The sequence below is a fragment of the Desertihabitans aurantiacus genome (genome assembly GCF_003344635.1).
In the GTDB taxonomy this organism is placed as follows: domain Bacteria; phylum Actinomycetota; class Actinomycetes; order Propionibacteriales; family Propionibacteriaceae; genus Desertihabitans; species Desertihabitans aurantiacus.
Genome location: NZ_QPKK01000128.1, coordinates 1 through 10,949, shown reverse-complemented (window position 1 = coordinate 10,949; position 10,949 = coordinate 1). Strand labels below are relative to the sequence as shown.

General features: G+C 72.0%; 10 protein-coding genes. 2 read left to right on the top strand and 8 right to left on the bottom strand.

Going from position 1 to position 10,949, the window contains the following annotated elements; translation table 11 throughout:
- The coding region (locus tag DVA66_RS11495) for a flavin reductase family protein (protein WP_232821916.1) at positions 1-494 on the bottom strand (494 nt) is incomplete at its 3' end.
- Positions 491-1,408, bottom strand: a complete 918-nt coding sequence (gene mshB / locus DVA66_RS11490) for an N-acetyl-1-D-myo-inositol-2-amino-2-deoxy-alpha-D-glucopyranoside deacetylase (RefSeq protein WP_232821915.1) — start codon at positions 1,406-1,408, stop codon at positions 491-493. The genes DVA66_RS11495 and mshB, both read right to left, overlap by 4 nt.
- 51 nt (positions 1,409-1,459) lie before the next feature.
- Between mshB and DVA66_RS11485 the strand changes: the two genes are divergently transcribed.
- The gene (locus tag DVA66_RS11485) at positions 1,460-2,374 is read left to right on the top strand and encodes a hypothetical protein (RefSeq protein WP_114560213.1); all 915 of its coding nucleotides are present in this window, start codon (positions 1,460-1,462) and stop codon (positions 2,372-2,374) included.
- Between the two features lie 70 nt (positions 2,375-2,444).
- Positions 2,445-3,782, top strand: coding sequence for an NADP-specific glutamate dehydrogenase (gene gdhA / locus DVA66_RS11480; RefSeq protein WP_114560215.1), 1,338 nt, complete (start codon positions 2,445-2,447; stop codon positions 3,780-3,782).
- A 46-nt stretch (positions 3,783-3,828) separates the two neighbouring features.
- Here the strand turns inward: gdhA and DVA66_RS11475 are convergent, their stop codons facing one another.
- The 6 genes from DVA66_RS11475 to DVA66_RS11450 form a co-directional block, all read right to left on the bottom strand.
- Positions 3,829-4,887, bottom strand: coding sequence for an ABC transporter ATP-binding protein (locus DVA66_RS11475; protein ID WP_114560212.1), 1,059 nt, complete (start codon positions 4,885-4,887; stop codon positions 3,829-3,831).
- Positions 4,884-5,987, bottom strand: a complete 1,104-nt coding sequence (locus tag DVA66_RS11470) for an ABC transporter ATP-binding protein (protein ID WP_114560211.1) — start codon at positions 5,985-5,987, stop codon at positions 4,884-4,886. Before DVA66_RS11470 ends, DVA66_RS11475 begins: the two co-directional genes overlap by 4 nt.
- Before the next feature lie 7 nt (positions 5,988-5,994).
- Positions 5,995-6,951, bottom strand: coding sequence for an ABC transporter permease (locus DVA66_RS11465; RefSeq protein WP_114560210.1), 957 nt, complete (start codon positions 6,949-6,951; stop codon positions 5,995-5,997).
- Positions 6,944-7,864 (bottom strand): ABC transporter permease, encoded by a 921-nt coding sequence (locus DVA66_RS11460; RefSeq protein ID WP_114560209.1) that lies wholly within the window; start codon positions 7,862-7,864, stop codon positions 6,944-6,946. Before DVA66_RS11460 ends, DVA66_RS11465 begins: the two co-directional genes overlap by 8 nt.
- A gap of 113 nt (positions 7,865-7,977) precedes the next feature.
- Positions 7,978-9,630, bottom strand: a complete 1,653-nt coding sequence (locus DVA66_RS11455; protein ID WP_114560208.1) for a peptide ABC transporter substrate-binding protein — start codon at positions 9,628-9,630, stop codon at positions 7,978-7,980.
- Positions 9,631-9,848: 218 nt separating this feature from the next.
- The coding region (locus tag DVA66_RS11450; RefSeq protein ID WP_232821914.1) for an ERAP1-like C-terminal domain-containing protein at positions 9,849-10,949 on the bottom strand (1,101 nt) is incomplete at its 5' end.

The following is a 10,949-nucleotide window of genomic DNA, read 5'->3' as shown; positions in this document are numbered from 1 at the left end:
CGGCGGTGGTAGACGAGGGCGGGCGCGTCGGTCTCGGTGCCGGCGGTGGCCAGCACCCGGCCGAGCACCAGGGAGTGGTCCCCGGCCGGGGTGACGTGCTCGGTGCGGCACTCCAGCCAGGTCAGCGCGCCGTCGAGGACGGGCGCCCCGCCGGTCGGGGCGGGGGTGGTGGGCACGCCGTCGAACTGCTGGGAACGGTCGCGGGTGGACAGCGCGAACCGGCGGCCGAGCTCGGCCTGGTCGGCGGCGAGCACCGAGACCGCCCAGCTGCCGGCCTCCAGCAGCACCGGGTGCAGGCGGCCGTCCCGGCGGATGCTGACCATCACCAGCGGCGGGTCCAGCGAGATCGAGGTGAACGCGCTGCAGGTCATCCCCTGCGGGGAGCCGTCGGCGCGCAGGCAGGTGACCACGGTGACGCCGGAGGCGAAGTGGCTCATCGCGGCCCGCAGCTCGCCGCCGTCGACCCCTGCTCCGCCGCCCGGGGAGGCGGTCACCGCAGACCGGCGAACAGGTCGTCGGCCAGCCCGTCGCCGGGCACCCCGTCGGGGAACGGGACGCCCTGGGCCAGCCGGTAGTACTCGTCGGCCCAGCCGGTGCCGGTGGTGAACAGCCGCCAGAACGGGTCCTCCAGGCTGACCTGGCTGCGGTGGGCCGCCAGCGCGGCCGCCTTCTGCTCCGCCCAGGGGGTGCCGTCGATGCGGACCGCGAGGTCCTCGTCGGGGATCAGCATGGGCGGGGGGTTGTCGAGGTCGAACCCGCCGAGGTCGCCCGGGTCGCCGCCGCTCTCCCGCATGCGCTCGACCGCCCGCTTCATCGCCGAGGCCGACATCGCCGACCAGAGCACCCGCGGCACCGCCCACGCCTCGCCCAGGTCGCGGCGGAAGCTGGGCACCCCGGCCAGCGCGACGGCGTAGGTGGCCACCCGGTGGGCCTGGACGTGGTCGGGGTGGCCGTAGCCGCCGATCTGGTCGTAGGTGACGAGCACCTGCGGACGCCGGTCGCGGATCAGCGCGACCAGGTGCTCGGCGGCCTCGCGCAGGTCGGCCAGCCAGAAGGCGCGCGGGTCGAGCTCGGCGCCCACGGTGGCCATCCCGTCCTCGCCGTCGGCCATGCCGGAGTCGTGGTAGGCGCCGTCGCCGCCGAGACGGACGAAGTCGGTGACACCGAGGACCGCCATCGCCTCGGCCAGCTCGCCCACCCGGTGCCGGCCCAGCTCCTCACCCGGGCTCAGGTGGGACAGGTCGTCGGACACGATCTCGCCGCGCTCGCCGAGGGTGCAGGTGACCAGGGTGACCTGGGCGCCCTCGGCGACATAGCGGGCCATGGCGGCCGATGTCTGGCTGGACTCGTCGTCGGGATGGGCGTGGACGAACATCACCCGCCGCGCGGGCACCTCGTGCGAAGTCACCCGCTCACTCTAGGAGGCGGGGAGGACAGCCCGGCGCACTAACCTCGCCCCGTGCGCACCGAGGCCGACTGGCTCCGTCCCGGACCCGCCGACCCCCCGCGCTGGGGCCACCGCGACGGGCTCACGGTGGGACTGTCCCCGCTGCCCGGCCCGCGGGGGCTGCTGCGCGTCTACACCCCCTACCTCGGGCACCGGCCGGAGCGGATGGTCAACTACGTCGCGGTCGAGCCGGTCACCCGCCGGGGGCTGCGGCGCGGCTTCTCCGAGCTCGAGCGCAGCCGGCTGGACGACGAGCCCGGGCTGACGATGTGGACCGGGGACGGCCGTGTCCCCGACCCTGGACAGCTCACCGTGGTCGACGGGGGGGAGGTGCTGACCGTGCTGGTGCGCTGCGAGCGGTTCGCCAGCGGGGCCGAGGTCGACCTGCGCGTCCGGTTCCGGGCCGACCGGCCGTACGAGGTCGAGCTGGCCGCGGCCGCCACCGCCACCTCGCGGCCGCTGCGCACCTGCGTGCTCACCGCCACCATGGGCAACTACGCCCGGCTGCGCACCCTGCGGCTGGCCGAGCACGAGGTGCACGCCGGGCGGCTGTGGCCCCGGCACCGGGGCGACCGGTTCACGCTGCGCGCCTCCTTCGGGCTGGGCGCGCTGCCGCGGGAGGCCGACGGCACCGTGGTGGTCGCCGCCCGCGGCGACGAGGACGACCCGGCCGGCGCGGCCTACGAGCCGTCGGTGCTGCCGCACTGGCACTGGCAGGGCGACCGGGCCGAGCAGGCCTGGGTGGTGCCCGACCCGCACCCGCGGCTGCGGGCGCAGGTGAACGGCCGGGTCACCTACTGGGCCAGCTCGGCCCCGATCCCGGGCGGGGTGGCCTTCGAGAACCTCGAGGTCCGTGAGCCCTACCGTCCCTGGCGTCCGCTGGTGTTCCGGGTGACGCCGCTGTCCGGCACCGAGCGGTCCGGCTGAGCCCGCCGGACGGGGCACTAGCGTGGGCCCTCAGTCGACGGCGACCGAGGGAGCACGTGTGAAGACCGAGATCCGTGACCGGGTCGAGCAGATCTACGAGGACGTGGTGGGCCGCAACCCCGCCCAACCGGAGTTCCACCAGGCGGTGCGGGAGGTGCTGGACTCCCTCGCGGTCGTGCTGGACCGCCATCCCGAGTACACCGCCCGCAAGACCGTCGAGCGGATCTGCGAGCCCGAGCGGCAGCTGATCTTCCGGGTGCCGTGGCAGGACGACCGGGGCGAGGTGCACATCGACCGCGGCTTCCGGGTCGAGTTCAGCAGCGCCCTGGGCCCCTACAAGGGCGGGCTGCGCTTCCACCCGTCGGTCAACCTCGGCGTGGTGAAGTTCCTCGGCTTCGAGCAGATCTTCAAGAACGCGCTGACCGGGATGCCGATCGGCGGCGGCAAGGGCGGTGCCGACTTCGACCCCAAGGGTCGCAGCGACGCGGAGGTGATGCGCTTCTGCCAGTCCTTCATGACCGAGCTGTACCGCCACCTCGGTGAGCACACCGACGTCCCGGCCGGCGACGTCGGCGTCGGCGCGCGGGAGATCGGTTTCCTCTTCGGCCAGTACAAGCGCATCACCAACCGCTTCGAGGCGGGGGTGCTCACCGGGAAGGGGCTGTCCTACGGCGGCGCGCAGGTGCGCACCGAGGCCACCGGCTACGGCGCGGCCTACTTCGCCGCGGAGATGCTGCGCGCCCGCGGCAGCTCCCTGGACGGCCGGACGGTCAGCGTGTCGGGGTCGGGCAACGTCGCGGTCTACGCGGTGGAGAAGGTGCAGCAGCTGGGCGGGCGGGTCCTGACGGTCTCGGACTCCGGCGGTTACGTGGTCGACGAGCGCGGCATCGACCTCGAGGTGCTCAAGCAGGTCAAGGAGGTCGAGCGGGCCCGGATCAGCGAGTACGCCGAGCGGGTGCCCTCGGCCCGCTACGTGGCCGGGGGCAGCGTGTGGGACGTCCCCTGCGAGGTGGCGATCCCCTCGGCCAGCCAGAACGAGCTGCCGGAGGAGGCGGCGACGACCCTGGCCCGCCACGGGTGCCAGGTGGTGGTGGAGGGGGCGAACATGCCCACCACCCCGGGCGCGCTGCGCGTGCTGCGGGAGGCCGGGGTCGGCTTCGGCCCGGGCAAGGCGGCCAACGCCGGCGGGGTCGCGACCTCGGCCCTGGAGATGCAGCAGAACGCCTCCCGCGACCGGTGGACCTTCGAGCACACCGAGGCGCGGGTCGAGGAGATCATGCGCGCCATCCACGAACGCTGCCAGGCCACCGCGGAGGAGTACGGACGTCCGGGCGACCTCGTGCTCGGGGCGAACGTCGCCGGCTTCCTCCGGGTCGCCGAGGCCGTGCACGCCCACGGGCTGGTCTGAGGACCGCGACCGGGCACGCCGGCGTCCGGCGTGCCCGTCGTGGACGTCAGGAGGAGACGTCGATGGTCTCCACGATGGTCCGCGGCTCGGCGAAGTGGCAGGCCGAGGGGTGGGCGCCGCGGCCGTCCGGGCGCGGGTCCAGCGCCGGGTCCTCGACCGAGCAGATGTCCTGGGCCTTGAAGCAGCGGGTGTGGAACCGGCAGGCCCGCGGCGGGTTCGCCGGGCTGGGGACGTCCCCGCTCAGCACGATCTGCTCCCGCTTGCCCCGCAGCGTCGGGTCCGGCACCGGGACGGCCGAGAGCAGCGCCTGGGTGTAGGGGTGCGTCGGGCGCTCGTAGATCTGCTCCTCGTCGCCGATCTCGACGATCCGGCCGAGGTACATCACCGCCACCCGGTCGGAGATGTGGCGCACCACCGACAGGTCGTGGGCGACGAACACGTAGGACAGCCCGAGCTCGTCCTGCAGCCGCTCCATCAGGTTGACCACCTGGGCCTGCACCGACACGTCCAGCGCGGAGACCGGCTCGTCGCAGACCAGCACCTTCGGGTTCAGCGCGATCCCGCGGGCGATCCCGATCCGCTGGCGCTGACCGCCGGAGAACTGGTGCGGGTAGCGGTTGATGTGCTCGGGGCTGAGCCCGACCAGGTCGAGCAGCTCCTGCACCCGCCGGCGTCGGCCGCCCTTGGGCACCACGTCGGGGTGGATGTCGAAGGGCTCGCCGATGATGTCGCCCACCGTCTTGCGCGGGTTGAGCGAGGTGTAGGGGTCCTGGAAGACGATCTGGATGTCGCGGCGCAGGCGGCGCAGGGCGTTCCCCGACTGCTGGGTCATGTCGACCCCGTCGAAGTGCAGTGACCCGCTGGTGGGCCGCTCCAGCTGCACCAGCAGCCGTCCCAGCGTGGACTTGCCGCACCCGGACTCGCCCACGATGCCCAGCGTCTCGCCCTTGTAGAGGTCGAAGCTGACCCCGTCGACGGCCTTGACCTGGCCGACGGTGCGCTTCACCACGCCGGAGCGGATCGGGTAGTGCTTCACCAGGTCGTGGGCGCTGAGGATGACCTCGCGGTCGGACGTCCGTGCGGCGGATCCGTCGCTGCTGCTCATCGTCGCTCCTCTCCCCCGTCACCGTGCACGTGGTGCGGGTGGTCGAACTCACGGGCGCTGTCGGCCAGCACGTCCTCGGCGAAGTGGCAGGCGGCCCGTCGTCCGGGACGCACCTCCCGCAGCGCCGGCGGCGGGTCGTGCCGGCAGACGTCCTGGGCGTAGCGGCAGCGCGGGTTGAACGGGCAGCCCGGCGGGATCCGGGTGAGGTTGGGCGGCAGACCACCGATCGCCGCCAGCTCCTGACCCTTCTGGTCCAGCCGCGGGATCGAGGCCAGCAGGCCCTGGGTGTAGGGGTGGGCCGGCGCGGCGTAGATGGAGTGCACGTCGGCGGTCTCCACCAGCTTGCCCGCGTACATCACCGCGATCCGGTCGGCCACGTCGGCCACCACCCCGAGGTCGTGGGTGATGAGGATGAGCCCCATCCGGCGCTCCTCCTGCAGCTCGGCCAGCAGCGCCATGATCTGGGCCTGCACCGTGACGTCGAGGGCGGTGGTCGGCTCGTCGGCGATGAGCACCGCCGGGTCGAGCGCGATCGCCATCGCGATCATGATCCGCTGCCGCATGCCGCCGGAGAACTGGTGCGGGAAGGCGTTGACCCGCTGCCGGGCGCCGGGGATGTTGACCCGCTCCATCAGCCGGATCGCCGCCTCCCGGGCGTCGCTGCGGTTGGCCCCGCGGTGCACCCGCAGCATCTCCGCGATCTGCCAGCCGACCGGGAACACCGGGTTGAGCGAGCTCAGGGCGTCCTGGAAGATCATCGAGATCTCCGGGCCGCGGATCTCGCGGCGCTGCTTCTCGGTCATGGTGAGCAGCTCGGTGCCGCAGTAGCGGACGCTGCCGCCGGTGATGAACCCCGGCGGGGTGTCGAGGATGCCCATGATCGCCTGCGCGGTCACCGACTTGCCCGACCCGGACTCCCCCAGGACGGCCAGCGTCTCGCCCTCGTCGAGGTGCAGGCTGACGCCGTTGATGGCCTTGGCCACGCCGTCGCGGGTGCGGAACTCGACCTGCAGGTCCTCCACGTCGAGCAGCCGGCCGTCGGTCGGCGTCCACGACGACTCGCCGCGGGCGACGTCGGTCTCGGACAGGGTGTCGCTCATCAGCGGCTCACTTCAGCTTGGGGTCGATCGCGTCACGGATCGCGTCGCCCAGCATGATGAACGCCAGGATCGTGACCGTGAGGAAGATGGACGGGAAGATCAGCATGTGCGGGGCGGCCCGGACCAGCCCGATCGAGGACGCGAGGGAGATGTCGATCCCCCACGAGATCGCCGGCGAGCGCAGCCCGATGCCGAGGAAGGCCAGCGTGGCCTCGACCGCGATGTAGGTGCCGAGGTTGAGGGTGGCGACCACGATCATCGGCGCCACCGCGTTGGGCAGGATGTGCTGGAAGATCAGCCGGGGCGCGGACGCCCCCAGCGCCCGGGCGGCGTTGACGTAGTCGTTCGGCTTCACCTGGAGCACCGCACCGCGCATCAGCCGTGCCAGCGAGGGCCACCCGAAGAGCACCAGGACCCCGACCACGGTGAGCACCTGCAGGATCAGCGGGTCCTCCAGGTCGGGCGGGAACAGGTAGAAGGTGAGGATGCCGGCCAGCAGCAGCGGGATCGCGAAGAAGATCTCGCCCACCCGGGAGAGCAGCGCGTCCAGCCAGCCGCCGTAGAAGCCGGAGATCAGCCCGATCAGGCCACCGACCACCACGGTGCCGATGCTGGTCAGCACGCCGACCAGGATCGAGGCCCGGGCGCCGTGGATGACGCGGGCGTAGACGTCGTAGCCCTGGCTGGTGGTCCCGAAGACGTGCTCGGCCGAGGGTGGCTGGCGTGCCACCGCCAGGTCGCCGTAGCGCGGGTCGGTCGAGGTGAACAGCTGCGGCGCGACCGCCATCGTCAGCAGCACCACGATGAGCACCACCGAGATCCAGAACAGCGGGTTGCGCCGCAGCTCGCGCCAGGCGTCGCTCCACAGCGAGCGCGCCTCCTGACGGTCCTGACCGCCCTCGCGCACCTCCCCGGCCGGCGGGGTGGAGAACTCCGAGACGGCCACTCCGCTGGGGTCAGTCATGGCTGATCCTCGGGTCCAGGACGCCGTAGAGGACGTCGACGAGCAGGTTGGCGAGCAGGTAGACGAGCACGAGGCAGGTCACGGTACCCACCACGATGGTGCCGTCCTTGGTGTTGATGCCGTAGAAGAGGAACCCCCCGATGCCGTTGATGTTGAAGATCCGCTCGGTCACCACCGCGCCACCCATCAGGGCACCGAGGTCGTAGCCGATGTAGGTGATGGCGGGGATCATCGAGTTGCGCAGTGTGTGCACGCCGACCGTGCGACCGGGACCGAGCCCCTTGGCCCGGGCGGTGCGGACGTAGTCCGAGCGCAGGTTCTCGATCATCGTGCTGCGCATCAGCCGGGCGATGTAGGCCACCGAGAAGGAGCCCAGCACCAGACCGGGCAGCAGCAGGTCGAACCAGCCGCCCTCGGTGGCGGTCACCGGGAAGATGCCGAGCCGGATGCCGAAGACCAGCTGGGACAGCGAGCCGACGACGAAGACCGGGATCGAGATGACCAGCAGGCTCGACAGGGTGACCAGGTAGTCGAGGAACCGGCCCTTGCGCAGGGCCGCCAGGATGCCGGCCGCGATGCCCACCAGGGCCTCGAAGCAGACGGCGATGACGGCCAGCCGGATGGTGGTCGGCCAGCGGTTGATCAGCTCCTCGGCCACGCTCAACCCGCTGAAGGACTCGCCGAAGTCGCCGGTGAGCAGCTTGGCCATGTAGAGCCCGTACTGCACGATCAGCGGCTCGTCGAGGTTGTACTCCTGGCGGAACTGCACCAGGAAGGCCTCCGGGCAGGCCCGCTCGCCGCAGCGTCCCGCGGCGGGATCGCCGATCCCGAAGACCATGGCGAAGATCAGGAAGGTGGCCCCGATGATGACGGGGATCATCTGCAGCAGCCGCCGCAGCACGTAGCTGCCCACGCTGCCTCCTCTCTGGGGGCCGGTCGTCCGCTCATCAGAGCAGACCGACCCGGAAGTGACACAGTCGACCCCGGGACCGGTGGGTCCCGGGGTCGACCGTGAGGGTCAGTCGGTCACTGGATGACCTGGATGCTGGCCAGGTCAGGGGTGCCGAAGGCGGTGATCTTGACGTTGGTCACCCGGTCCGACCAGCCCATGGTGGCCTTGGCGTAGGTGAACGGGGCGGTCGGGAAGTCCTCGGCGAGGACCTGCTCGGCCTGCTGGTACAGCTGGTTGGACGCGTCCCCGGCCTCGGCCGCGGCGGCGTCGACCAGCAGCTGCTGGAACTCCGGGTTGGCGTAGTCCGACCAGTTGGAGTCGGCACCCTCGGCGTAGATCGGGGCCAGGAAGTTCTCGATCGACGGGTAGTCCATCTGCCAGCCGGAGCGGAAGATGCCCTTGTACTCGTCGTTGTCGATGCCCTCGTTGAAGGTGGCGAAGTCGACCACACCCTGGAACTGGCAGTCCAGACCCAGGTTGTTCGAGATCTGGTTGCAGATGGCCTCACCGATCTGCTGGTTGCCCGCACCGTCGGTGTTCGAGGTGTAGGTCAGGGTGCCCTCGTAGCCGCCGGCCTGGTCGTAGAGCGCCTTGGCAGCAGCCGCGTCGAAGGTGCAGGCCTCGCCGCAGACGTCGGGCATGAAGCCGTCGACGGCCGGGGAGACCCAGCCGGTGGCCGGGGTGGCGCTGTTGCTCAGCACGGTCTCGACGATGGCCTGACGGTCCACCGCCATCGAGATCGCCTTGCGCAGGTCCGGGTTGTCGGCGAGCTGCTCATCAGCCGGGGAGTAGGTCCACCAGCGCAGGCCGCCGGTCTCGCGCTGGGCGTTCCGGTCGGGCAGGTCGGCCTGGTACTGGTCGCCGATGAGGTTGTCGGTCGGGATCTGGTCGATCACGTCGAGGTTGTTCGCGACGACGTCGGCGTAGGCGGCGGCCGGGTCCTGGTAGATCCGGAAGGTGGCCTTGTCGACGCTGGCCGGGAACTCACCGGCGTAGTCGGCGAACTTGGTCAGCACCATCTCGGTGCTGGACAGCGACTCGACCTGGAACGGGCCGGCGCCGACCGGGTCGGCCTCGTAGGCGGCCTGGTCGTCGAAGAAGATGTCGGGCAGCGGCGCGAAGGCGGTGTAACCCAGACGGACCGGCAGGTTGGAGACCTTCTCGGTGGTCCTGATGGTGAAGGTGTAGTCGTCCACCACCGCCAGACCGCTCAGCTCGTTGGTCTCGGCCGGGTTGGCCTCGCAGTCGCCCTCGGCGCACTGGGTGGCCTCGTAGCCCTCGATCGGGGAGTAGAAGTAGGAGGCGGTCTGCCCGTTCTCGGCCGCCGCGGTGTAGTTCCAGGCGTTGACGAAGTTCTGGGCCTTCACCTCGGTGCCGTCGTGGAACAGGTAGCCCTGCTTCAGGGTGACGGTGAAGTTCTGGTTGTCCTCGGTCTCGATCGACTCCGCGATGTCCATCTGCGGCTCGGTCGTGTCGGGGTCGTAGTGGATCAGCTTCGCGGTGATCGCGTCGAGCACGTTGCCGCCGCACACCTCGGACGTGTTGCCCGGCACCAGCGGGTTCTCCGGGGTGCAGCCGTTGATGGTGATCTCGCCACCGGCGGCGCCGGGGGCCTGCGGCTCCTCACCGGTGTTGCCGCCGTCGCCGCCGTTGCCTCCACAGGCCGTCGCCACGAGGGCGACGGAGGTGAAGAGGGCGGCGACCATCGCTCGCGAGCGTGCCCGCATGTGGTGTCCTCCTTGGTGATGGGCGTCCGGATCGCGGACCCCTGACGTGGGCAGCCGACAAGATTTCGTGCTCCCCGGGTACAGACTGGGTCTTTCTAATAGACCGGTCCGGTCGGTGCAAGCAATCTGGGGGCTCGCGCGGGTTCGCAACGCAATCGTGATGTGCGACGTCATCGGCGGCACCACGGGTGTGACGGGCCAGCGAGGCCGGTGCCGGCTCAGCCGCCGAACCGCTCCCGGGAGCGCAGGGCGCGCCGCAGCAGGTCGGTCTGGTCGGTCACCGCGCGTCGCAGCCCGGCGTCCAGGTCGGTGCGGGCGAGCAGCCGGTCGGCGGCCTCGGCGGTGGCCGCGGTGACGTGGGCGAGCGGGAAGGAGCGGGTCACCACGGTGCTCAGCGACCAGCCGCTGCGGAACGCCGCGGTGCCCGGCACCGCCTCGAACCAGGCCGCCACGAAGGGCTCGGTGAGCTCCTCCTGGCCAGGCCGGAAGAACCCGTCGGCGACGGCGTACACCTCGTAGGCGCTCAGCTCGCTGGGCCGGGTGAGCACCTCCCAGGCCCACTCCTTGTCCGCCAGGTCGGGGACGCCGGCGCGGGCGCGGGCGGCCCGGGCCCGTCCGGTCGAGGTCGGGTGGCGCTCCCGGGTGGGGGCGATGACGTCGGGCTCGCCGAGCTCGCTCAGCCGGACCGCGATCCGCCAGGTGAGCTCCTCGTCCAGCTCCCGGCCCGCCGGCAGGTCCTCCCCGGACCACCAGCGGCGCAGCAGCGCGGGGTCGTCGGCCAGGTCGACCAGCTGCCGCCAGCCGACCAGCTGGCGGTCGCTGCCCGGCTCACCCTGCTCCAGCACGGTGCCGGCGAGGGCACGCAGGTCGGCGACCACCCCGGCCCGGCGGTCGGCGGGGACGAACGCCCCGGCCAGCGGACCGGTGGCGAACCCGAGCACCGTCTGCACCACGATGTCGAGGGACTCCCCCGGCAGCTGGGAGGTGAGCACGGCCACCGCCTCGAGCGGGTCCAGCTCGGCGTCGAGGACGCCGTCGCGCAGCGCGTTCCACAGCACGATCCGGGTGGCCGGGTCGGCGACCCGGGCGATCCGCCTCAGCGCGTCCCAGCCGCCCGACGGCCGGACCCGCGCCCAGTCCTCGTCACCGGCGTCGGGCACCCACACCACGTCGTCGCCGGTCGGCAGCCCCTCGGGCACCACCGGGTCGGCGCCCACGTCGGCCGGCACCCGGGCCAGCTCGCGCCCGGACGCATCGAGGGCGGCCACGGCCACCGCGTGCCGGCGTCCGCTCGGCCCCGACGCCGGTGGCACGGCCCG

Excerpts from the sequence above, each read along its gene's own strand:
- DVA66_RS11465 (WP_114560210.1), bottom strand. The coding sequence starts at position 6,951 with ATGACTGACCCCAGCGGAGTGGCCGTCTCGGAGTTCTCCACCCCGCCG.
- DVA66_RS11475 (WP_114560212.1), bottom strand. The coding sequence starts at position 4,887 with ATGAGCAGCAGCGACGGATCCGCCGCACGGACGTCCGACCGCGAGGTC.
- DVA66_RS11455 (WP_114560208.1), bottom strand. The coding sequence starts at position 9,630 with ATGCGGGCACGCTCGCGAGCGATGGTCGCCGCCCTCTTCACCTCCGTC.
- DVA66_RS11470 (WP_114560211.1), bottom strand. The coding sequence starts at position 5,987 with ATGAGCGACACCCTGTCCGAGACCGACGTCGCCCGCGGCGAGTCGTCG.